General features: G+C 73.5%; 21 protein-coding genes. 18 read left to right on the top strand and 3 right to left on the bottom strand.

The annotated features are described in order from the left end of the window. Window positions 1-1,638 precede the first annotated feature (1,638 nt). The 9 genes from O7600_RS30085 to O7600_RS00335 all read left to right on the top strand — a co-directional run bounded on the left by O7600_RS30085 (window position 1,639) and on the right by O7600_RS00335 (window position 10,290). Window positions 1,639-2,289, top strand: coding sequence for a hypothetical protein (locus tag O7600_RS30085; protein ID WP_348651389.1), 651 nt, complete (start codon window positions 1,639-1,641; stop codon window positions 2,287-2,289). A gap of 147 nt (window positions 2,290-2,436) precedes the next feature. Then, the gene (locus tag O7600_RS00300; protein WP_091578082.1) at window positions 2,437-2,898 is read left to right on the top strand and encodes a DUF948 domain-containing protein; all 462 of its coding nucleotides are present in this window, start codon (window positions 2,437-2,439) and stop codon (window positions 2,896-2,898) included. Between the two features lie 31 nt (window positions 2,899-2,929). Further along, window positions 2,930-3,235, top strand: a complete 306-nt coding sequence (locus tag O7600_RS00305; protein ID WP_091578080.1) for a DUF6167 family protein — start codon at window positions 2,930-2,932, stop codon at window positions 3,233-3,235. Further along, window positions 3,232-5,913 (top strand): alanine--tRNA ligase, encoded by a 2,682-nt coding sequence (gene alaS / locus O7600_RS00310; protein WP_281591731.1) that lies wholly within the window; start codon window positions 3,232-3,234, stop codon window positions 5,911-5,913. The genes O7600_RS00305 and alaS overlap by 4 nt, the downstream gene beginning before the upstream one ends. Before the next feature lie 67 nt (window positions 5,914-5,980). Further along, complete coding sequence (gene ruvX / locus O7600_RS00315) at window positions 5,981-6,442, top strand: Holliday junction resolvase RuvX (RefSeq protein WP_091578075.1); 462 nt, start codon at window positions 5,981-5,983, stop codon at window positions 6,440-6,442. Then, window positions 6,439-7,635 (top strand): endolytic transglycosylase MltG, encoded by a 1,197-nt coding sequence (gene mltG, locus O7600_RS00320; RefSeq protein WP_099161545.1) that lies wholly within the window; start codon window positions 6,439-6,441, stop codon window positions 7,633-7,635. The genes ruvX and mltG overlap by 4 nt, the downstream gene beginning before the upstream one ends. After that, on the top strand, window positions 7,635-8,447 hold the full coding sequence (locus tag O7600_RS00325) for a shikimate dehydrogenase (protein WP_281591732.1): 813 nt from the start codon (window positions 7,635-7,637) through the stop codon (window positions 8,445-8,447). Before mltG ends, O7600_RS00325 begins: the two co-directional genes overlap by 1 nt. A 158-nt stretch (window positions 8,448-8,605) precedes the next feature. Continuing rightward, window positions 8,606-9,784, top strand: a complete 1,179-nt coding sequence (gene aroC / locus O7600_RS00330) for a chorismate synthase (RefSeq protein WP_281591733.1) — start codon at window positions 8,606-8,608, stop codon at window positions 9,782-9,784. Further along, window positions 9,781-10,290 (top strand): shikimate kinase, encoded by a 510-nt coding sequence (locus O7600_RS00335; protein ID WP_281591734.1) that lies wholly within the window; start codon window positions 9,781-9,783, stop codon window positions 10,288-10,290. The genes aroC and O7600_RS00335 overlap by 4 nt, the downstream gene beginning before the upstream one ends. A gap of 418 nt (window positions 10,291-10,708) precedes the next feature. Here O7600_RS00335 and O7600_RS00340 read toward each other — a convergent pair whose 3' ends face one another. Together O7600_RS00340 and O7600_RS00345 are read right to left on the bottom strand one after the other, a co-directional pair. After that, complete coding sequence (locus O7600_RS00340) at window positions 10,709-11,509, bottom strand: cytochrome c oxidase assembly protein (protein ID WP_281591735.1); 801 nt, start codon at window positions 11,507-11,509, stop codon at window positions 10,709-10,711. Beyond that, entirely contained in the window at window positions 11,506-12,027 is a 522-nt protein-coding gene (locus O7600_RS00345; protein ID WP_281591736.1) for a DUF2243 domain-containing protein, read from the bottom strand. The genes O7600_RS00340 and O7600_RS00345 overlap by 4 nt, the downstream gene beginning before the upstream one ends. A gap of 92 nt (window positions 12,028-12,119) precedes the next feature. On the opposite strand from O7600_RS00345, the gene aroB reads away from it, so the two are divergent. From aroB to nusB, 4 genes are all read left to right on the top strand, one after another. Beyond that, the gene (gene aroB, locus O7600_RS00350) at window positions 12,120-13,196 is read left to right on the top strand and encodes a 3-dehydroquinate synthase (protein WP_281591737.1); all 1,077 of its coding nucleotides are present in this window, start codon (window positions 12,120-12,122) and stop codon (window positions 13,194-13,196) included. After that, on the top strand, window positions 13,193-13,633 hold the full coding sequence (gene aroQ, locus O7600_RS00355; protein WP_098745348.1) for a type II 3-dehydroquinate dehydratase: 441 nt from the start codon (window positions 13,193-13,195) through the stop codon (window positions 13,631-13,633). Before aroB ends, aroQ begins: the two co-directional genes overlap by 4 nt. An 86-nt stretch (window positions 13,634-13,719) precedes the next feature. Next, a complete protein-coding gene (gene efp / locus O7600_RS00360) occupies window positions 13,720-14,277 on the top strand; it encodes an elongation factor P (protein WP_091578052.1) in 558 nt (185 codons plus the stop codon). Window positions 14,278-14,300: 23 nt separating this feature from the next. Continuing rightward, window positions 14,301-14,711 (top strand): transcription antitermination factor NusB, encoded by a 411-nt coding sequence (gene nusB, locus O7600_RS00365; protein ID WP_172967998.1) that lies wholly within the window; start codon window positions 14,301-14,303, stop codon window positions 14,709-14,711. Between the two features lie 61 nt (window positions 14,712-14,772). Here the strand turns inward: nusB and O7600_RS00370 are convergent, their stop codons facing one another. Further along, entirely contained in the window at window positions 14,773-15,261 is a 489-nt protein-coding gene (locus tag O7600_RS00370; protein ID WP_013285505.1) for a helix-turn-helix domain-containing protein, read from the bottom strand. A gap of 285 nt (window positions 15,262-15,546) precedes the next feature. Here O7600_RS00370 and pyrR point away from each other — a divergent pair, with 285 nt between their 5' ends. The 5 genes from pyrR to carB are packed head-to-tail and all read left to right on the top strand — an operon-like array spanning window position 15,547 to window position 22,813. After that, window positions 15,547-16,131 (top strand): bifunctional pyr operon transcriptional regulator/uracil phosphoribosyltransferase PyrR, encoded by a 585-nt coding sequence (gene pyrR / locus O7600_RS00375; RefSeq protein ID WP_281591738.1) that lies wholly within the window; start codon window positions 15,547-15,549, stop codon window positions 16,129-16,131. Next, entirely contained in the window at window positions 16,128-17,054 is a 927-nt protein-coding gene (locus O7600_RS00380; RefSeq protein ID WP_091578045.1) for an aspartate carbamoyltransferase catalytic subunit, read from the top strand. Before pyrR ends, O7600_RS00380 begins: the two co-directional genes overlap by 4 nt. Next, window positions 17,051-18,328 (top strand): dihydroorotase, encoded by a 1,278-nt coding sequence (locus O7600_RS00385; RefSeq protein WP_281591739.1) that lies wholly within the window; start codon window positions 17,051-17,053, stop codon window positions 18,326-18,328. Before O7600_RS00380 ends, O7600_RS00385 begins: the two co-directional genes overlap by 4 nt. Continuing rightward, window positions 18,325-19,473 (top strand): glutamine-hydrolyzing carbamoyl-phosphate synthase small subunit, encoded by a 1,149-nt coding sequence (gene carA, locus O7600_RS00390; protein ID WP_281591740.1) that lies wholly within the window; start codon window positions 18,325-18,327, stop codon window positions 19,471-19,473. The genes O7600_RS00385 and carA overlap by 4 nt, the downstream gene beginning before the upstream one ends. Beyond that, window positions 19,466-22,813: a carbamoyl-phosphate synthase large subunit gene (gene carB / locus O7600_RS00395; protein WP_281591741.1), complete on the top strand. Its 3,348-nt coding sequence runs from the start codon at window positions 19,466-19,468 to the stop codon at window positions 22,811-22,813. Before carA ends, carB begins: the two co-directional genes overlap by 8 nt. Window positions 22,814-22,887 lie beyond the last annotated feature (74 nt).

Below are 22,887 nucleotides of genomic sequence, written 5' to 3' on the forward strand. Positions count from 1 at the left end.
GCGGTGCCACCCACCCCGCGCGGCCGGCACGGCGCCGAGGCTCCCGGCGGAACCCACCCGATGCGCACCGACCCCGCGATGCCGCCCGTGCCCGGTGGACGCCGTGCGCTGCCCGACGACTCCGGCGTCCGTCCCGTGTCCGGCGCGGGTCGTCGGGCGCGGCCCGACGACGTCCCGGCCGCCACGCGACCGGTGTCCGGCGCCGGCCGTCGCGCCGCGCCGGAGGGCGCCGGCCCGAACCCGGCCGGCCCCGACCCGGCCACCCGTGCGGCCTCCGCCGGCGGGCGGCGGGCCCGCCCGGACGATCCGACCGCCGCCGGTGGCCACCGCGCGCCGGTCGATCCGGCCGCGCGGCCCGTCTCGGGCGCCGGTCGGCGGGCCGCCGAGCCGGACCGGCCACCCGCCGTCCCGCGCAGCGGAAACGCGCCGCAGATGCCCGGCGGGGGTTCCGCCGCACCGGTGTCCGGCGGCCCGACGCCCGCGCCCGGCTCCCGCCGCACCCCGGCCGGCGGCCGGCGCGCCGCGCCCGACCCGGCCGACGCGGCCGACCGCTCCGGTTCCGTCCCCGCCGCACCGGGTCGGGCCGCCCGCGACGAGAACGGCGGGCCGCGACCGCAGCGGCCGGAGCGCCCCGCCGACTGGCTGCGGCAGGCCGGTCGCACACCGCACACCGACCCCGCCATGCCGGCCGCCCGTCGTCCGGCCGGCACGCCGCCGGACGGGCCGGGTGCCCGTGCCGGCGCTACCGACCGCGGGCCGGGTGCCCGTGCCGGGGCAGCCGTGCCGCCGGCCCGCACCGAGCAGCCCGGCCCGGCCGCGCCGCCGGTCCGACCCGGACCGGCCGGTCCCGTCCGGGGCGCCGCCCGCACCGGCGCGCCGTCGACGGCCGGTGGCGGACCGGCCCGTCCGGGCGTCGCCCCGGCCGCCGGTGACCGTGCGGGTCGTCCCGGCGGCCCGCCGGTGGGTGACCGCGCGGGTCGTCCCGGCGCGCCACCGGTGAGTGACCGCCCGGGTGGCCCGACCGGTCCCGGGGTGCCGCCGGGCGCCGGCGACCGCGCCGCCGGCGGCCCGGGTCGTCCCATGGGGCCGGGCGGACCCACGTCGCCCGGTGACCACGAACGGACCGGTGGCATGCCGGTCGGTGGCGGCCGTCCCGGCGGGCGTGGACCGGCCGACGACCGGACCCGCGCCGCCGGCCGCCCGCCCGGCGTGGACGGCGGGCGTCCCGGCCCGGACCGGGGCGCGTCCCCGGTCCGCCCCGGACCCGCTCCGTCTGGCCCCGACGGGCCTGGACCGGTCCGTCCCGACGACGCCGTCGCGCCCGGCGCCGGCGGTCCGCCCCGCCCGGGCACCCGGGGACCGTCCGCCGGCCCGGTGGTCGCCCCCGGGCCGGTCGGTGGACCGGCGCCCGTTCGGGCGGCGGCCGGGGTGGCCCGTTCCGCCGGGCCGGAGGAGCGCACCACCGGCCGGGCCGTTCCGCCCGCCCCCGAATCGACGGGGCCGGGACCGGGCGTGCCGGCGGTGGCCCGGGCCGCCGCGGTCGTACCCCCGGGGGAGCCGGCGGGGACCCGGCCCGGCGGCGGCGACGCGCCGGCGCCGCGACCGGCCGGCCCCGACGACGACGCGGCGGCCGGCGGCCTGCGCGGCGCCCGGTCCGAGCTGCGCCGGCAGGTACGCGAGCGGCGTCGACTGCGGATGGGCATCCTCGCCCTGGTCAGCCTCGTGCTGCTGGGCGCGGTGCCGCTCTACTTCGGCATGCGCACACTCAGCCGCGACCCGGTCTTCGACACCCTCGACGCGCTCGACGTGCCGTCCTGGGCGGCCACCAAGACGGTCGACAACGTCAGCGGCAGCCGGTGGTGCCTGCAGGACTGCCGGCTGCGGGAACGCGCGGTCGAGTCGGAGCAGGGCTGGAAGCAGACGGTGACGGTCTATGAGGCGGCCCTGGCCAAGGACGGCTGGCGACGCTGGAAGGTCGACCGCTGCCCGGAGGAGAAGGTCGAGGGCAGCTACACCTGCTGGCGTCGGGACGAGCTCACGCTCGACCTGTGGGTCCGCGACCCCGCCTGCACCCCGCCGCCGGTGGACGGGGAACCGGCGCCGTCGGCGCCGCCCGCGCCCGCAGCGGCGGCGTGCACCGGCTCGTTGGTGTCGGTGAAGGTCCGCAACGCGATCGACGACGAGCGGACCGGGCCGACACCGACCACCGATCCGTCACTCACCGGAGAGGATCCCTACCCGACCCTCACCGACGACCCGCTCGGCGAGCCGACCCCCTCACCGTCGTGAGCCGACTTCCATCACGGACGGTAGGGTCTGGGGTCGGCGCGCCCGCCCGCGCCCGGTGACCGGGTCGGCGTGGCGCGAAGTGGGTAGGGACGGTCGCGCGTCCCGGAGCCGTCCGGCGCCGGGACACTGCTTGAGGAGGACATACGCGTGAGTGGTGGAGAGATCGCTGCGCTGATCGCGGCCGGTGCGTTCCTGATGCTGGTGCTCGTGCTGGCGGTGCCGATCCTGCGGCTGCGGCACACCGTCGACGCGACGACCCGCATGATCGGTGACCTGAACGACCGCACCGCGCCGCTGCTCGGGGACGTCAACACCACGGTGAAGAACGTCAACGTGGCGCTGGAGCAGGTGCAGACCTCGCTGGACGGGGTCAACCTCCAGCTCGCCAAGGTGGACACCATGACCACGCACGCGCAGAACGTCACCGCGAACGTGGCGAACCTGGCGACCGTGGTCTCCGCCGCCGCCGCCAACCCGCTGGTCAAGGTGGCCGCGTTCGGCTACGGCGTGCGCAAGGCCGCCTCCGCCCGCCGGCACGCCGAGACCGAGCGCGAGGTGCGCGACACCATCAAGCAGCAGCGCCGGGCCGCCAGGCGCGGCAACCGCTGACCCCGGCCGGCGTACGCGGAAGGATGAGAGCATGAGGCGGTTGTTCTGGCTGGGCATCGGGCTGGCCGTGGGCGTCCTGGTGGTCCGCAAGGCCACCCGGACCGCGCAGGCGTACACCCCGGCGGGCATCGCCAGCGGGCTGTCCGAGTCCGCCGGCGGGCTGGTCGAGTCGGTGCGCGCCTTCGTGGACGACGTCCGGGTCGGTATGGCCGAGCGTGAGCAGGAGATCCACGAGGCCTTCGCCCGCGGCGAGGCGTACGACGACGAGTTCGCCGAGCTGCGGGAGGACCCGCGGATCGGCGACCGAGAGATTTTCCCGGAGGAGCACCAGCGATGAAGACGGCGGAGATCAAGCGGCGGTTCCTCGCCCACTTCGAGGCGAACGGGCACGCCGTGGTGCCGTCCGCTCCGCTGCCCGCCATCAGCGACCCGAACCTGCTGTTCATCAACGCGGGCATGGTGCAGTTCGTGCCCTACTTCCTGGGTCAGCAGAGCCCGCCGTACGCGCGGGCGACGAGCGTGCAGAAGTGCATCCGGACGCCGGACATCGACGAGGTCGGCAAGACCAGCCGGCACGGCACGTTCTTCCAGATGAACGGCAACTTCTCCTTCGGTGACTACTTCAAGGACGGGGCGATCCCGCTCGCCTGGGACCTGGCCACCACGTCGGTCGAGGCGGGCGGCTTCGGGTTGGACCCGGAGCGGATCTGGGCGACGGTCTACCTGGACGACGACGAGGCGTACGACATCTGGCGCGCCACCGGCGTGCCCACCGAGCGGATCGTGCGCCGGGGCAAGGCCGACAACTTCTGGTCGATGGGCATCCCCGGCCCGTGCGGCCCGTGCTCGGAGCTCTACTACGACCGCGGCCCGGAGTACGGCCGGGAGGGCGGTCCGGAGGTCGACGAGGACCGCTACCTGGAGTTCTGGAACCTCGTCTTCATGCAGTTCGAGCGCGGTCCGGGCGTCGGCAAGGAGGACTTCCCGATCCTCGGCGACCTGCCGGCGCGCAACATCGACACCGGCATGGGCCTGGAGCGGATGGCCTCGCTGCTGCAGGGCGTGGACAACCTCTACGAGATCGACGAGGTCAAGCCGATCCTGGACCGGGCGGCCGAGCTGACCGGCAAGCGCTACGGCGCGCACTCGGGTCACGCGGCCAACCAGTCGCACCCGGACGACGTGCGGCTGCGGGTGATCGCCGACCACGTACGCACCGCGCTGATGCTGATCGGCGACGGCGTGACCCCGTCGAACGAGGGCCGTGGCTACGTGCTGCGCCGGATCATGCGCCGGGCGATCCGGGCGGTGCGGCTGCTGGGTTACCAGGACCGGGCGCTGCCGGAGCTGCTGCCGGTGGCGCGCGACTGCATGGCCCCGTCGTACCCGGAGCTGGCCGAGGAGTTCGGCCGGATCTCCCAGTACGCGTACGCCGAGGAGGACGCGTTCCTCGCCACGCTGCGCGCCGGCACCACGATCCTGGACACCGCGATCGCGGAGACCAAGTCGGCGGGCAAGCCGGCGCTCTCCGGTGACAAGGCGTTCCAGCTGCACGACACGTACGGCTTCCCGATCGACCTGACCCTGGAGATCGCGGCCGAGCAGGGCCTGCAGGTCGACGCGGACGGCTTCCGTCGGCTGATGGCCGACCAGCGCAGCCGGGCCAAGGCCGACGCGCAGGCCCGCAAGACCGGGCACACCGACGTGTCGGCGTACCGGTCGGTGCTCGACGGCGGCGGCCCGGTGGAGTTCACCGGCTACACCGAGCTGAACCGCGAGTCCCGGGTGCGCGCGCTGCTGTCCGGCGGCGCCGCGGTCTCGGCGGCGGTCGAGGGCGACACGGTCGAGCTGGTGCTCGACACCACCCCGTTCTACGCCGAGGGCGGCGGGCAGCAGCCCGACCAGGGCCTGATCACGGTCGGCGGTGGCCAGGTCGAGGTCTTCGACGTGCAGCAGCCGGTGCCCGGCCTGATCGTGCACCGGGCCCGGGTGGTGCGCGGCGAGGTCCGCACCGGCGAGACCGGGTACGCCGAGATCGACGTGTCGCGCCGGCGGGCGATCTCCCGCTCGCACACCGCGACGCACCTGGTGCACCAGACGATGCGCAACTTCCTCGGCGAGTCGGCGACCCAGGCGGGTTCGCTGAACGCGCCGGGCCGGCTGCGGTTCGACTTCAACACCCCGACGGGTGTGGCGCCGAGCGTGCTGCACGATGTCGAGCAGCAGGTCAACGAGGTGCTGCTGGCCGACCTGGAAGTGCACGCGTTCGTCACCAGCCAGGAGGAGGCCCGCCGGATCGGGGCGATGGCCCTGTTCGGCGAGAAGTACGGCGAGCGGGTCCGGGTCGTCGAGGTCGGCGACTACGCCCGGGAGCTGTGCGGCGGCACGCACGTGGCCCGCTCCGCCCAGCTCGGCCTGGTGAAGATCCTCTCCGAGGCGTCGGTCGGTTCCGGCGTACGCCGGATCGAGGCGCTCGTCGGCATGGACGCGTTCGGCTTCCTGGCCCGCGAGCACCTGCTGGTGTCCCGGCTGGCCGAGTTGTTCCGGGTGCCGGGGGAGCAGGTCGCCGACCGGGTGGAGCAGACCGTCACCCAGCTGCGCGACGCGGAGAAGGAGCTGGAGAAGCTCCGCGCCCAGCTCGTGCTCGGCGGGGCCGGCGCGCTCGCGGCGCAGGCGAAGGACGTGCGCGGGGTCGCGTACGTGGGCACCGAGGCGCCGGAGGGCGCGGCGGCCAACGACGTGCGGATCCTCGCGCAGGAGATCCGGGGTCGGATCGACGCGGCCCGCCCGGCGGTGGTCGCGGTGGCCGCCCGGGCGAACGGCAAGGCGTCGCTGGTGGTGGCCGTCAACCAGGCCGCACGCGGGCGGGGCCTGAGCGCCAAGGAACTGGTCAAGGCGGCGTTCTCCGGCCGGGGCGGCGGCAGCGACGACCTCGCGCAGGGCGGCGGCCTGCCCGCCACGGAGGCGTCGAACCTGCTGGTCACGGTGGAGAAGGCGGTCGCGGACGCGGCATGAGCGCACTGATCGACGCCAGGGCGGACCTCCCGGTCCGCCCTGGCCCGTACCGGTGGGGAGGTGGCGGATGACCGAGTTCGCCCGGGGCGTCCGGCTGGGCGTGGACGTGGGCCAGGTCCGGGTCGGCGTGGCCCGCAGCGATCCGCACGGCATCCTCGCCACCCCGCTGGTCACCCTGGCCCGCGACCTGAGCGCCGAGCCGGACGCGGTGCCCGCCGACATGGCCGAGCTGGTCCGGCTGGCCGCCGAGCACGAGGCGGTCGGGATCGTCGTCGGGCTGCCGGTCAACCTCGCCGGAAAGCACGGCCCGGCGGCGGCGAACGTCTCGGCCTACGCCACCCGTTTGGCCGATGTAATGGGGTCGATTCCGGTGACGCTGACGGACGAGAGGATGTCGACCGTCGTCGCGAGTCGTAGGCTGGCCGAACGGGGCGTCCGGGGAAAGCGCCAACGGGCGGTGGTCGACCAGGCCGCCGCGGTGGAGATTCTGCAGAGCTGGCTGGACGCACAGCGGAGGCGGACGCAATGATCGACGACCTTGACCTGGGATTCGACGAGACGGAGAGGGGGGAGAAGGGCCGGCACCGGCGCGGCGCGGTGCGCCGGCGGCAGGGCAAGTCCGGCGGCGGCCGGGGCAAGACCCTCCTCGCCCTCGCGCTCGCGCTGATCCTGCTCGGCGGCATCGGCGGCGGCGCGTTCTACGGTTTCGACCGGGTGCAGAACTACTTCGTCACCCCCGACTACGACGGCTCCGGCACCGGCGAGGCGATCGTCGAGATCAAGCAGGGCGCGCTGATCGCCGACATGGGCGACGCGCTGGTCGCCGCCGACGTGGTGAAGAGCACCAAGGCGTTCATCGAGGCCGCCGAGGAGAACTCGCGCAGCAAGAACATCCAGCCCGGCACGTACAAGCTGCGCAAGCAGATGAGCGGTGACGCGGCGGTCGCGGCCATGCTCGACCTGAAGAACAGGGTCGTCAACGGGCTCACCATCCCGGAGGGGCTGACCGCGAAGACGGTCTTCAAGCGGCTCTCCGAGAAGACGGACATCCCGGTCAAGGACTTTGAGACGGCGGCGAAGGATCCGATCGCGCTCGGCGTGCCGGACTGGTGGTTCGAACGCTCCGACGGCAAGAAGATCAAGCCCTCGATCGAGGGATTCCTCTTCCCGGACACCTACGAGATCCCGCCGAAGGCCACCGCCGAGACGGTGCTCAAGCTGATGGTGGACAACTTCCTCACCGTCACGGGCGAGATGCAGTACGCCGACAAGGTGAAGTCGGACCGCCGTATCGCGCCCTACGAGGCGTTGATCGTCGCGTCGCTGGCCCAGGCGGAGGCGGGCAACAAGGACGACCTGGGCAAGGTCGCCCGGGTCGCCTACAACCGGGTCTACGGCGACTTTCCGTGCAACTGCCTGGAGATGGACGTCACGGTCAACTACTACCTGGAGCTGACCGGGCAGCGGACCAAGACCTCCAAGCAGATGACCGAGTCCGAGCTGAACAACCCGAAGAACCCGTACAACCGCAAGCTGGCCGGTCTGGTCCCCACGCCGATCAACAACCCGGGCAAGCAGGCCCTGGAAGGCGCGCTGGACCCGCCGCCGGGCAAGTGGCTCTTCTTCGTGGCGATCGACAAGGAGGGACACTCCGCCTTCGCGGAGACACCCGAACAGCACGAGCAGAACAAGGCCAAGGCCCGGGAGGCCGGGATCATCTGATGGCGGCCCCCCACCGTGCGGCGGTGGTCGGCAAGCCGATCGCCCACTCGCTCTCCCCGGCGATCCACACGGCCGGGTACGCGGCGACCGGGTTGACCGGCTGGTCGTACACGACGATCGAAGCCGGCGCGGACGAGTTGCCCGGCCTGGTCGCGGGCCTCGGCCCGGAGTGGGCCGGGCTGTCGGTGACCATGCCCGGCAAGGAGGCGGCGCTCGCGCTGGCCGACGAGGTTTCGCCGGTCGCTGCCGCCGTCGGCGCCGCCAACACGCTGGTACGCCGGCCCGACGGCACCTGGTACGCCGACAACACCGACGTGACCGGCATGGTCGAGGTGCTCACCGGCGCCGGCTGCGTGGCCGGGGCGGTGGTCACCGTGCTCGGCGCCGGCGGCACCGCCCGGGCGGCGATCGCGGCGGCGGCCCGGATCGGCGCGGCCGAGGTGACGGTGGTGGCCCGCCGGCCCGAGGCGGTGGACGAGTTGCGCCCGGTGGCGGCGGCGGTCGGCGTGCCGCTGGCCGGCGCGGAGTGGGACGGCGCGCCCGCGCACGCCCGGGCCGACCTGGTGATCTCCACCGTGCCGAAGGGTGTCGCCGACCCGCTCGCGGACAACTTCGACTGGCGGCCGGAGTCGGTCTTCTTCGACGTGGTCTACGACCCGTGGCCGACGCCGCTCGCCGCCGCGGCGCTGGCGGCCGGCTGCCGGGTGGTTTCCGGGCTGGACCTGCTGCTGGCGCAGGCGGTGGGGCAGTTCGAGCACTTCACCGGCGTCGCCGCGCCGCGCGCCGCGATGCGCGCTGCGGTGCAGCGGTAAGGAAGGGCCCCTTCTTAACGCCTCCGGTAGAGGAAGGGCCCCCTGTTAACACCACCGCCACCTGGTGGGAGATCAGCGCGCGGAGGTGGCCTGTCCGGTGGGCGGGACGCGGCGACCGGCGTACGGCGGCGACCACCGGGCGTGACACACTGACCGCTGTGTTGCGCTGGCTGACTGCAGGTGAATCGCACGGACCCGCCCTCGTCGCGTTGCTGGAGGGCGTACCCGCCGGCATCGAGGTGACCACCGGGGAGATCTCCGGCGAACTGGCCCGGCGTCGGCTCGGCTACGGCCGGGGCGCTCGGATGTCGTTCGAGCAGGACGAGGTCGAGATCATCGGCGGGCTCCGGCACGGGGTAACGCTGGGCAGCCCGGTGGCGATCCGGGTGGGCAACTCCGAGTGGCCGAAGTGGCGCACCGTGATGGCCGCAGACCCGGTCGACCCGGACGAACTGGCGAGTCAGGCCCGCAACGCGCCGCTGACCCGTCCCCGTCCGGGCCACGCGGACCTGGCCGGCATGCAGAAGTACGGCCACACCGACGCCCGGCCGATCCTGGAGCGCGCCAGCGCCCGGGAGACCGCCGCCCGGGTCGCCGTCGGTACGGTCGCCAAGGCGCTGGTCCGGCAGGCGCTCGGCGTCGAGATCGTCTCGCACGTGGTGGAGTTGGGTCCGGTGGCGGTGAAGCCCGGCCTGCGGCCCACGCCGGAGGACGCGGCAAGGATCGACGCCGACCCGCTGCGCTGCCTCGACGCCGAGGCCAGTGCCCGGATGGTCGCCGAGGTCGACGCCGCGAAGAAGGCCGCCGACACGCTCGGCGGCGTGGTCGAGGTGCTCGCGTACGGGGTGCCGCCGGGCCTGGGCAGCCACGTGCAGTGGGACCGCAAGCTTGACGCCCGGCTGGCCACCGCGCTGATGTCGATCCAGGCGATCAAGGGCGTGGAGATCGGCGACGGGTGGCAGCAGGCCCGCTCCCGGGGCTCCGAGGCGCACGACGAGATCATGCCGACGGCGACCGGGGTGCGCCGGGTGACCGACCGGGCCGGCGGCCTGGAGGGCGGCATCACCACCGGTGAGCCGCTGCGGGTGAAGGCGGCGATGAAGCCGATCTCGTCGCTGAACCGGGCCCTCGCGACGATCGACGTGACCACCGGCGAGCCGGCCACGGCGATCAACCAGCGCTCCGACGTGTGCGCGGTGCCGGCGGCGGCGGTCGTCGCCGAGGCCATGGTGGCGCTGGTGCTGGCCGAGGCGGCGGTGGAGAAGTTCGGCGGCGACTCGATCGCCGAGATGCGCCGCAACCTGGCCAGCTACCTCGACAGCCTGGTCGTCAAATGAGCACCCGACCGGTCTGCGTGCTGGTCGGGGCGCCGGGCTCCGGCAAGACCACGGTGGGCACCGCGCTCGCCGCCGCGCTCGGCGTCGACTTCCGGGACACCGACACCGACATCGAGCGGCAGGCCGGCAAGCCGATCCCGGAGATCTTCGTCGACGAGGGCGAGGACCACTTCCGCGCGTTGGAGCGGGCGGCGGTGGCGGCGGCGTTGGCCTCGCACGCCGGGGTGCTGGCGCTCGGCGGCGGCGCGGTCCTGGCCGAGGAGAACCGGGCCGCGCTGATCGGCCACACCGTGGTGCACCTGTCGGTGGAGCTGCCCGACGCGATCCGGCGGGTCGGGTTGGGCGCGGGCCGGCCGCTGTTGGCGCTGAACCCGCGCGCCACCCTCAAGCACCTGCTGGACCAGCGCCGCCCGCTCTACGCCGAGGTGGCGACCGCGACGGTGGTCACCGACGGGCGTGCCCCGGAGGATCTGGCCACCGAGATCGCCGCGCTGCTCAAACCCTGACCCCGGCCCGGCCCGGCCCGGCCCGGCCCGGCCCGGCCCGGCGCGCGGTGGGGGCAAGCCCGGCCGTGTCGTGACACCCATGGTGTTCCACTCGGTGCCGTTGGCGCCGGTGGGTGGAACGCTGTGGGTGTCTGCGGAGGGTTGAGGCACCCATGGTGTTCCACTCGGTGCCGTCGACGCTGGTGGGTGGAACGCTATGGGTGTGCGGGCGGCTCGGGTGCCGGTGGTGGGAGTCGCCGGCCAACCACGCGGTCAGCGTGCGGCCCGACGCCGGCTCGCGGGGCGAACTGGCCCGGACTGCTGCGGCCGTCCGCGCGCCGCGTGGTGCTATGCGGCAGAACCGCGAGCAGCCTGCGCGGCGCGTGCGGCAGAACTGCGAGCATCCCGCGCCGCGCGGTGGTGGACCCGTTCGCGCTGGTCACGCCCGGGCGGGCGCGGGTCCGGTGGCCGAGCGGTCGGCCGGACGGCGGGCCGGGCGTTCCGGTCGCCAGGTGGCGAGCAGGGCGAGCGCGAGGGCGATCTCGGCCAGGTCGCCGAAGTAGTACATCAGGGTGGCGCCGGCACGCAGCTCGGCGGCGCCGGCCGGCACGTCGACGAGGACGCCGGCGTAGAGCAGCTGGGCGATCGTGGCGTGCGCGGCGACTCCGACGCCGAGCACCACCAGCCGGACCGGCACCCGGGGGCGGTGCGGGCCGGGGTCCGGCCCGGCGATCGACCAGGCGAAGAGGCAACCGCTGAGCAGGAAGTGGGCCTGGACCAGCGTGTGCAGGGCGGGGTTGTCCAGCGTGGCCCGGTAGAGCGGGGTCAGGTAGAGCAGCCACAGGCCGCCGGCGGTGAGCAGCAGACCGGTCGCCGGATGGCCGAGCACCCGCGCCACCGGGTGCCGGAGCAGGTGCACCAGCCGGCGTCCGGCGCGCCGGTCCAGGGTGCGCAGCACCAGCGTGACCGGCGCGCCGAGGACCAGGGCCAGCGGCGCGAGCATGCCGATCAGCAGGTGCTGCCACATGTGCCCGACGAAGTCGTCGGCCGGCCGGAGCAGCCCGACGGCCACCAGCAGCGTGCCCAGCCCGAAGCTCGCGGTCCGCCCGTGTGCCCAGCCCGGTCCGTCGGGGTCCCGCAGCCGCAGCGCGGCGGCCAGGTAGGCCCAGAACAGGACCGCCGGGAGCAGCGCGGTCGCCGGGAACCCGTTGGCGGCGTGCCCGGCGTGGGCGAGGGTCACCCTCGCTCCGGCGCGCAGAGGTCCACCCCGTCGGCCCGCCGCTGGATCGCCCAGCCGACCGCGATCAGGATCACGCCGAGGGCGAGGAAGCCGAGGTCCCACCAGGTCTGGTGCGGTCCGGTGCGGACGTGGTGGATGCCGAGCAGGTGGTGGTCGACGACCCCCTCGACCAGGTTGAACAGCCCCCAGCCGACCAGGACCCAGCCCCAGAGCATCGGCGATCGCCACAGTCGGCCCCGGGACTGGGTCACCCGCGCGTAGAGCAGGGCCAGCCCGGTCAGCACCGCCACCCAGGTGACCACGTGGAACAGGCCGTCCCACACCGTGTTCATCTGCAGCCCCGGCACGGTGTCGACCGGGTAGTCCCTGATCCCCACGTGGTCGGCGTTGGTGCTGCTGAGCATGTGGTGCCACTGGAAGACCTGGTGCAGGAAGATGCCGTCGACGAAGCCACCCAGCCCGATGCCGAGGATCGTGGCGGGGAGCCGGATGCTCGTGCGCTGCGTGCTCTCGCTCATCCAGCCGCCCTACCCGGGGCGCGCGCGGACAAACGCCCCACTGAGTGGACAGTCGCCGCGCCGGGGCCGGGCGCTGGACTAGGCTGCCGGCGATGGACGAGGTGACCCGGATCCCGGTCGGCGGCGAACGGCCGTACGACGTGCTGGTGGGACGCGACCTGCTCGACCCGCCGCCCCGGCTGCTGCCCGGCGCGGAGCGGGTGGCCTTCCTGTACGCGCCGCCGCTGAAGGCGCTGGCCGAGCGGCTCGCCGAACGGGTCCGCGCTGACGGCGTGGCGCCGCTGCTGGTGGAGGTGCCCGACGCCGAGGCGGGCAAGCACGTCGACGTGGCCGCCGCGTGCTGGGACCGGCTCGGCGCGGCGGGCTTCACCCGTACCGACGCGGTGGTCGGGGTGGGCGGCGGCGCGGTCACCGACCTGGCCGGCTTCGTCGCGGCCAGCTGGCTGCGCGGCGTGCGCTGGGTGCCGGTCGCCACGTCGCTGCTCGGCATGGTCGACGCCGCGGTCGGCGGCAAGACCGGGATCAACACGGCGGCCGGCAAGAACCTGGTGGGCGCGTTCCACCCGCCGGTCGGCGTGATCTGCGACCTGGCGACGCTGGACAGCCTGCCCCCGGCCGACCTGGCCGCCGGCCTGGCCGAGGTGGTCAAGTGCGGGTTCATCGCCGACCCGGTGATCCTCGACCTGGTGGAGCGGGATCCGGCCGCCGCGCTGGACCCGACCGGCCCGGTGCTGCGCGAGCTGGTCGAGCGCGCGGTGCGGGTCAAGGCCGACGTGGTCGCCGGTGACCTGCGGGAGTCCGGGGTACGCGAGGTGCTCAACTACGGGCACACCCTCGCCCACGCGATCGAGAAGGCCGAGGGCTACCGCTGGCGGCACGGACACGCGGTCGCGGTCGGGCTGGTCTACGCGGCCACCCTCGCGCGGCTCGCCGGCCGGCTCGACGAGGCGACCGCGCGCCGGCACCGCGACGTGCTGGCCGCGCTCGACCTGCCCACCGGCTACCGGGCGGACGCCTGGCCCGAGCTGCTCGCCGCGATGCGGGTGGACAAGAAGGCCCGGGGCAGCCGGCTGCGGTTCGTGGTGCTGGACGGGCTCGCCCGCCCGGCGATCCTGGAGGCGCCGTCGGACGAGCTGCTCGCCGAGGCGTACCGGGAGATCAGCTCGTGAGGGTCTACGTGCTCAACGGGCCGAACCTGGGCCGGCTCGGCACCCGCCAGGTCGACGTCTACGGGGTGACCAGCTACGCCGACCTGGTGGCAGACTGCGAGCGGACCGGGCGTGAGCTGGGGCTGGACGTGGTGGTCCGGCAGACCGACGCCGAGCACGAGCTGCTGGGCTGGCTGCACCAGGCGGCCGACGAGGAGGCGGCGGTGGTGCTCAACCCGGCCGCCTGGTCGCACTACTCGATCGCGGTCCGCGACGCCTGTGCCCTGCTGCGCGGCCCCCTGGTGGAGGTGCACATCTCCAACATCCACGCCCGGGAGGAGTTCCGGCACCACTCGGTGGTCTCCGCCGTGGCCACCGGGGTGATCTGCGGCCTGGGCGTGGACGGCTACCGGCTCGCCCTGCACCACCTGGCGCTCCGGCTCGGCGCCGGCGCCTGACGCTGCGTCACCTGGGGCCGGGGTCCGATTCGACACAGCTAGTAGACTTGGTGGGTCTGTCCGCCAATTGATGATCAAGGCAGGAAATGGCCACCACCAACGACCTGAAGAACGGCCTGGTACTCAACCTGGACGGCGAGCTGTGGGCCGTCGTCGAGTTCCAGCACGTCAAGCCCGGTAAGGGTGGTGCCTTCGTGCGCACCACGCTGAAGAACGTGCTGTCCGGCAAGGTGGTCGACAAGACCTTCAACGCGGGCACCAAGGTCGAGACGGCGACCGTGGACAAGCGCACCATGCAGTACCTGTACGCCGACGGCGAGGACTACGTCTTCATGGATCTGGAGACGTTCGACCAGATCACGGTCATGGGCGGCGTCGTCGGCGAGGCCGCCAACTACCTCCTCCCCGAGGCCGAGGCGACCGTCGCCACCCACGAGGGCGTCCCGCTCTACATCGAGCTGCCGACCTCGGTCGTGCTCGAGGTCACCTACACCGAGCCGGGCCTGCAGGGCGACCGGTCGACCGGCGGCAACAAGCCGGCCACCGTCGAGACGGGCGCCACGGTCCAGGTGCCGCTGTTCATCACCACCGGTGAGAAGATCAAGGTCGACACCCGCGACGGCCGTTACCTCGGCCGAGCCTGATGGCCGAGGGTCCGAAGCAGCAGATGCCGGCGCGCCGCAAGGCGCGCAAGCGGGCGCTGGACGTGCTCTTCGAGGCCGACCTGCGCGACCGGCCCCCGGTCGAGGTCCTGGCCGGCTACCTGGAGCGGATCGAGCAGCCCCGCCCCGACCACCTCGGCTACGCGGTCGGGCTGGTCGAGGGCGTCGCGGCGCACCTGGACCGGATCGACGAGACGATCGCCAGCTACGCCGAGGGGTGGACGATCGACCGGATGCCGGTGGTCGACCGCAACCTGGCCCGGATCGCCGTCTACGAGCTGCTCTACGTCGACGAGATCGACGACGCGGTGGCGATCAGCGAGGCCGTCGAGCTGGCCCGGCAGATGTCGACCGACGACTCGCCCCGGTTCCTCAACGGCATCCTCGGCCGGATCGCCGAGTACGCCACGCGCTGACGCGCCGCGACGACGAAGGGCCCGTGCCGGACGGCACGGGCCCTTTCGACGTACGGGTGGGTCAGGACGCGAAGAACGCCCGCGGGTCGGCGACCAGCACGCCGTGCTCGGTCAGCCGCTCGATCAGACCCGACGGCGAGGCGTCGTAGACGATGGCGAGGGCGCGCAGGTCGTCGGCGCGGATGGAGAGCACCCGGCCGTTGTAGTCACCACGCTGCTGCTGGATGGCGCGGGCGTAGCGGGCGACGTACGCGAGGTCCTCGGAGGCCTCGTCGTAGAGCCGCTCCAGGTCCAGCACGATCTTGCTGGTGGGCTCGTGACGCACCCCACTGCCGTCGGGCAGCAGCTCCGAGACGGGAACGCGGTAGAAGTCGGCCAGTTCCGCCAGGCGGGACACGGTGACGGCCCGGTCGCCGCGCTCGTACGAGCCGACCACCACGGCCTTCCACCGCCCGTTCGACTTCTCCTCCACACCCTGCAGGGACAGGCCCTGCTGCTGGCGGATGGAGCGCAGGCGGGCGCCCAGCGACTTGGCGTATTCAGAGGGCATTCGGACACTCCCAGTGCTGCTCGGGGTTCTCCCAGCTATCGCTACGGAGCGTGACGGTACGGGGATTGCGACACGTGGTCAAGTGTTGCTCTCCACCGGGTCCGGGGGCCGGTGTGGCTTGTCCGCATTTCTCCGGGCTGACCAGCAGGTCAGGACCGGCGACGGGAGGTCCGGTGACCGCTGGTAACGTGGCGTGAAGCCCCGATCCGGGCCCTCGCGGGTCCGCCGGAGTCGATCAGACGTCCTTTAACGACCCGTCCCGTGAGGCGGGGAAGGAGGTCCGCCGTGGCCTACCCACCGGCTGCCCAACCGTCGCCGCCGCGACAACCCTCGGTGAAGGTGATCCTCGCCGCCGCCGACGTCTCGCGCGTGGTCGACCGCATCGCCCACCAGATCCTGGAGAAGACCCAGGGCGCCGCCGACACCGTGCTGCTCGGCATCCCCACCCGGGGCGTGCCCCTGGCCAGGCGGCTCGCCGCCCGGATCAGCACCTTCGAGGACGTGACCGTCCCGGTCGGCGTGCTCGACATCACCCTCTACCGCGACGACCTGCGCCGGCACGCCACCCGCGCGGTCGGCCCGACCGACCTGCCGCCCGGCGGGATCGACGGCAAGCGGGTCGTCCTCGTCGACGACGTGCTCTTCTCCGGCCGCACCGTGCGGGCCGCGCTGGACGCGCTCAGCGACGTCGGCCGCCCGGCCTCCGTGCAGCTCGCCGTCCTGGTCGACCGCGGCCACCGCCAGCTGCCGATCCGCGCCGACTACGTGGGCAAGAACATCCCCACCGCGCTGGCCGAGAACGTCAAGGTCACCCTCGCCGAGACCGACGGCACGGACGAGGTACGTCTGTTCGGAGGTGCCCTCTCATGATCCGTCACCTGCTCTCCGGCGCCGACCTGGACGCCGACACCGCCACGCTGGTGCTGGACACCGCGGCCGAGATGGCCACCGTGGCCGGCCGCGAGGTCAAGAAGCTGCCCGCGCTGCGCGGGCGCACCGTGGTCAACCTCTTCTACGAGGACTCCACCCGGACCCGGATCTCGTTCGAGGCGGCCGCCAAGCGGCTCAGCGCCGACGTGATCAACTTCTCCGCCAAGGGTTCCAGCGTGGCCAAGGGGGAGAGCCTCAAGGACACCGCGCTGACCCTCCAGGCCATGGGCGCCGACGCGGTGGTCGTCCGGCACCCCGCCTCCGGCGCGCCGCACCGGCTGGCCGACTGGGTGGACGGGTCGGTGGTCAACGCCGGCGACGGCACCCACGAGCACCCCACCCAGGCGCTGCTCGACGCGTACACGATGCGGTCCCGGCTGGGCCGGCTCGCCGGCCTGCACGTGGCGATCGTCGGCGACGTGCTGCACTCCCGGGTGGCCCGCTCGAACGTGCTGCTGCTCAGCACGCTGGGCGCCAAGGTCACCCTGGTCGGTCCGCCGACGCTCATCCCGCGCGACATCTCCCCGGCGCTCGCCCCCGGCACCGATGTCTCCTACGACCTCGACACCGTTCTTCCCGGTGTGGACGTGGTGATGATGCTGCGGGTGCAGCGGGAGCGGATGAGCGACTCCTACTTCCCCTCGGCCCGGGAGTACGCCCGCCGCTACGGGCTCGACGGGCCGCGCATGCGCCGGCTGCCCGAGCACGCGATCGTCATGCACCCCGGCCCGATGAACCGGGGGATGGAGATCACGCCCGAGGTCGCCGACTCGTCCCGCTCCACCATCGTCGAACAGGTCGCCAACGGGGTCTCCGTGCGGATGGCCGTCCTCTACCTGCTGCTCGGAGGGAACAACCGGTGACCGCGTACCTCATCAGGAACGTCCGTGTGCTCGACGGCGAGCCGACCGACCTGCTCATCCGCGACGGTGTGGTGGCCGAGGCCGGCGCCGGCCTGAGCGCCGACGACGCCACGGTGCTCGACGCGACCGGCCTGGTCGCGCTGCCGGGCCTGGTCGACCTGCACACCCACCTGCGCGAACCCGGCCGGGAGGACGCCGAGACGGTCGAGTCCGGGTCCCGGGCGGCGGCGCTCGGCGGCTACACGGCGGTCTGCGCGATGGCGAACACGTCGCCGGTCGCCGACACCGCCGGCGTGGTCGAGCAGGTCTGGCGCCTCGGCCGGGAGGCCGGCCTGGTCGACGTGCAGCCGATCGGCGCGGTGACCGTCGGGCTGGCCGGGGAGCGCCTGGCCGAGCTGGGCGCGATGGCCGACTCCGCGGCCCGGGTGCGGATCTTCTCCGACGACGGGCACTGCGTGGCCGACCCGCGGCTGATGCGCCGGGCGCTGGAATACGTCAAGGCGTTCGACGGGGTGATCGCCCAGCACGCCGAGGAGCCCCGGCTCACCGAGGGCGCGCAGATGCACGAGGGCGAGGTCTCCACCCGGCTCGGGCTGACCGGCTGGCCGGCCGTCGCCGAGGAGGCGATCATCGCCCGGGACGTGCTGCTGGCCGAGCACGTCGGCAGCCGACTGCACGTTTGCCACGTCTCCACCGCCGGCAGCGTCGAGGTGCTGCGGCAGGCCAAGGCGCGCGGGGTGCGGGTGACCGCCGAGGTGACGCCGCATCACCTGCTGCTGACCGACGAGCGGGCCGAGACGTACGACCCGGTCTTCAAGGTCAACCCGCCGCTGCGCACCGCCGCCGACGTCGCCGCGCTGCGGGCCGCGCTGGCCGAGGGCGTGATCGACATCATCGCCACCGACCACGCGCCGCACGCCGTGGAGGACAAGGAGTGCGAGTGGGCGTACGCCCGGCCGGGCATGCTCGGCCTGGAGACGGCGCTCTCCATCGCGCTCGACGTGTTCGGTCCGCGGTGGGACCTGATCGCCGAGCGGATGTCCCGGGCGCCGGCCCGGATCGCCGGCCTGGCCGGGCAGGGCGTCGACCCCGCGCCCGGCGTACCGGCCAACCTGACCCTGGTGGACCCGGCCGCCCGGCGCGTCATCGAACCGGCGGAGCTGGCCAGCCGCAGTCGCAACACCCCGTACGCCCGCATGACGCTGCCGGGTCGCATCGTGGCGACCTTCCTGCGCGGCGAGCCGACGGTCCTGGACGGAAAGGCTGTCAAGTGAGCAGTAGGCGGAGAAGCGCGATCCTCGTCCTGGAGGACGGGCGCACGTTCCACGGCGAGGCGTACGGCAGCGTCGGGGAGACCTTCGGCGAGGCGGTCTTCAACACCGGCATGACCGGCTACCAGGAGACGCTCACCGACCCCTCCTACCACCGGCAGGTGGTGGTGCAGACCGCGCCGCACATCGGCAACACCGGCGTCAACGGCGAGGACGACGAGTCCGGCCGGATCTGGGTGGCCGGGTACGTGGTGCGCGACCCGGCCCGGATCGGCTCGAACTGGCGCGCCACCGGCGGCCTGGAGGACCGGCTCGCCGCCGAAGGAGTGGTCGGCATCAGCGGGGTGGACACCCGGGCGCTCACCCGGCACCTGCGTGAGCGCGGCGCGATGCGGGTCGGTGTCTCCAGCGTCGAGGACGACCCGGCGGCGTTGCTGGAGCGGGTACGCCGCTCGCCGCAGATGGTCGGCGCCGACCTGTCCGCCGAGGTGAGCACCCCCAAGCCGTACGTCGTCGAGGCGCAGGGCGAGCACCGGTTCACGGTGGCCGCGCTGGACCTGGGCATCAAGCGCAACGTGCCGCGTCGGCTCGCCGCCCGCGGCGTCACCACGCACGTGCTGCCGGCCGGCTCGACGATCGACGACCTGCTGGCCACCGGCGCGGACGCGGTGTTCTTCTCGCCGGGCCCGGGCGACCCGGCGACCGCCGACGGTCCGGTGGCCCTGGCCCGGGAGGTGCTGACCCGGCGGATCCCGCTGTTCGGCATCTGCTTCGGCAGTCAGATCCTCGGTCGGGCGCTCGGCTTCGGCACCTACAAGCTGGGGTACGGCCACCGCGGCATCAACCAGCCGGTGCTCGACCGGGTCACCGGCAAGGTCGAGGTGACCAGCCACAACCACGGCTTCGCGGTCGAGGTGCCGGGCGTCCGGTCCGGCGCGGTCGTCCCCGACCAGGTGGTCGACACCGACTTCGGCGGTGTGCGGGTCTCCCATGTCTGCCTCAATGACAACGTGGTCGAGGGGCTGCGGGCCGTGGACGTGCCCGCCTTCACCGTCCAGTACCACCCGGAGGCGGCGGCCGGTCCGCACGACGCGGACTACCTGTTCGACCGCTTCGCCGAGCTCATCGAAGGCGGCAAGAATGCCTAAGCGGACCGACCTGAAGCACGTGCTGGTGATCGGCTCGGGGCCGATCGTGATCGGACAGGCCTGCGAGTTCGACTACTCCGGCACCCAGGCCTGCCGGGTGCTGCGCAGCGAGGGGATCAGGGTCAGCCTGGTCAACTCCAACCCGGCGACGATCATGACCGACCCGGAGTTCGCCGACGCCACCTACGTCGAGCCGATCACCCCGGAGTTCGTCGAGCTGGTCATCGCCAAGGAGCGCCCGGACGCGCTGCTGCCCACCCTGGGCGGGCAGACCGCCCTGAACACTGCGGTCGCCCTGCACGAGGCGGGGGTGCTGGAGAAGTACGGCGTCGAGCTGATCGGCGCCAACATCGAGGCGATCAACCGGGGTGAGGACCGCCAGCTGTTCAAGGACATCGTCGCCAAGGCCGGCGTACGCCTGGGCCTGGACGATCCGTCGACGCTGACCCCGCGCTCGCGGGTCTGCCACTCGATGGACGAGGTCCGGGACACGGTCGCCGAGCTGGGCCTGCCGGTGGTCATCCGCCCGTCGTTCACCATGGGCGGTCTCGGCTCCGGGATGGCGCACACCGACGAGGACCTGGAGCGCATCGCCGGCTCCGGGCTGGCCGCCAGCCCGGTGCACGAGGTGCTCATCGAGGAGAGCGTGCTCGGCTGGAAGGAGTACGAGCTCGAGCTGATGCGCGACCGCCACGACAACGTGGTGGTGGTCTGCTCGATCGAGAACGTCGACCCGATGGGCGTGCACACCGGCGACAGCGTCACCGTCGCGCCGTCGATGACGCTGACCGACCGGGAGTACCAGCGGCTGCGCGACCTCGGCATCGCGGTGCTGCGCGAGGTCGGGGTGGACACCGGTGGCTGCAACATCCAGTTCGCGGTGAACCCGGCCGACGGCCGGATCGTCGTGATCGAGATGAACCCGCGGGTGTCGCGCTCCTCGGCGCTGGCGTCGAAGGCCACCGGCTTCCCCATCGCCAAGATCGCCGCGAAGCTCGCCATCGGCTACACGCTGGACGAGATCCCCAACGACATCACGCTCAAGACGCCGGCCGCGTTCGAGCCGACGCTGGACTACGTGGTGGTGAAGATCCCCCGGTTCGCGTTCGAGAAGTTTCCCGGCGCCGACCCGGAGCTGACCACCACCATGAAGTCGGTGGGCGAGGCGATGAGCCTGGGCCGCAACTTCACCGAGGCGCTGAACAAGGCGATGCGCTCGATGGAAACCAGGTCGTCCGGTTTCTGGACCACCCCGGACCCGGCGGGAGCCACGAAGGAGAACACGCTCGCCGCGCTGCGGATGCCGCACGACGGCCGGCTCTACACCGTCGAGCGGGCGCTGCGCCTGGGCGCGTCCATCGCCGAGGTGGCGGAGGCCTCCGGCGGCATGGACCCCTGGTTCCTGGACCAGATCACCGCCCTGGTCGAGCTGCGTGACGAGATCGTCGACGCCCCCGTGCTCGACGCCGGCCTGCTGCGTCGGGCCAAGCGGGCCGGCCTGTCCGACCGGCAGCTCGCCGCGCTGCGGCCCGAGCTGGCCGCCGAGGACGGGGTACGCACGCTGCGCCACCGGCTCGGGGTCCGGCCGGTCTACAAGACGGTGGACACCTGCGCGGCCGAGTTCGAGGCGACCACGCCCTACCACTACTCGACGTACGACTCGGAGACGGAGGTGGCGCCCTCGGACCGGCCGAAGGTGCTCATCCTCGGCTCCGGGCCGAACCGGATCGGGCAGGGCATCGAGTTCGACTACTCGTGCGTGCACGCCGTCCAGGCCCTTCGGGACGTGAACTACGAGACCGTGATGGTCAACTGCAACCCGGAGACCGTCTCCACCGACTACGACACCGCCGACCGGCTCTACTTCGAGCCGCTGACCTTCGAGGACGTGCTGGAGGTCTGGCACGCCGAGGACACCTCGGGCAAGGCGGCCGGCGGGCCGGGTGTGGTCGGGGTGGTCGTCCAGCTCGGCGGCCAGACCCCGCTGGGCCTGGCGCAGCGGCTCAAGGACGCCGGGGTGCCGATCGTCGGCACCTCCCCGGAGTCGATCCACCTGGCCGAGGAGCGGGGCGCGTTCGGCGCGGTGCTGGCCCGGGCCGGGCTGCGGGCGCCCGCGCACGGCATGGCCACCTCGTACGACGAGGCGAAGGCGATCGCCGACGAGATCGGGTACCCGGTGCTGGTCCGCCCGTCCTACGTGCTCGGCGGTCGGGGCATGGAGATCGTCTACGACGACGCCACGCTGCGCGACTACATCGGCCGGGCCACCGACATCTCGCCGGACCACCCGGTGCTGGTGGACCGCTTCCTCGACGACGCCATCGAGATCGACGTGGACGCGCTCGTCGACGCCGACGGCGACGTCTACCTGGGCGGCGTGATGGAGCACATCGAGGAGGCCGGCATCCACTCCGGCGACTCGTCCTGCGCGTTGCCGCCGATCACGCTGGCCGGCTCGCACCTGACCCAGGTGCGCCGCTACACCGAGGAGATCGCCCGCGGCGTCGGGGTGCGCGGCCTGCTCAACGTCCAGTACGCGTTGCAGGGCGACACGCTCTACGTGCTGGAGGCCAACCCCCGCGCCTCGCGTACGGTGCCGTTCGTGTCGAAGGCCACGGCGGTGCCGCTGGCCAAGGCGGCGGCCCGGATCGCGTTGGGCGCGACGATCGCGCAGCTGCGCGCCGAGGGGCTGCTGCCGCCGACCGGTGACGGCGGAACCATGCCGGCCGACGCGCCGATCGCGGTCAAGGAGGCGGTGCTGCCGTTCAAGCGGTTCCGCACCCCGGCCGGCAAGGGCATCGACGTGCTGCTCGGCCCGGAGATGCGGTCCACCGGCGAGGTGATGGGCATCGACACCGGCTTCGGCCGGGCGTTCGCCAAGTCGCAGGCCGCCGCGTACGGGTCGCTGCCGACGGCCGGGAAGATCTTCGTCTCGGTGGCGAACCGGGACAAGCGCGGCATGATCTTCCCGATCAAGCGCCTGGCGGACCTCGGCTTCGAGATCGTCGCCACCACCGGCACGGCCGAGGTGCTGCGCCGGCACGGCATCGCCTGCGAGCAGATCCGCAAGCACTACGAGTCGGGCGAGGGGGCGGACGCGGTCTCGCTGATCCTCGGCGGCGACGTGGCGCTGGTGGTCAACACCCCGCAGGGCTCCGGCGCGAGCGCTCGCTCGGACGGCTACGAGATCCGCAGCGCCGCGGTCACCGCGGACATCCCGTGTGTCACCACCGTCCCCGGCGCCGCCGCCGCGGTCATGGGCATCGAGGCGAGGATCAACGGTGACCTCCAGGTCCGCCCCCTCCAGGACCTGCACGCCGCCCTGCGGGCCGGCGAGTGACCACCCCGACGTCCGCGTCGATCATGAGGTTGGCGGCGGCAACGGAGCTCCACATCGCCGTCAACCTCATGGTC

The sequence above is a fragment of the Micromonospora sp. WMMA1998 genome (assembly GCF_027497375.1).
Taxonomy (GTDB): Bacteria; Actinomycetota; Actinomycetes; order Mycobacteriales; family Micromonosporaceae; genus Micromonospora; species Micromonospora sediminicola.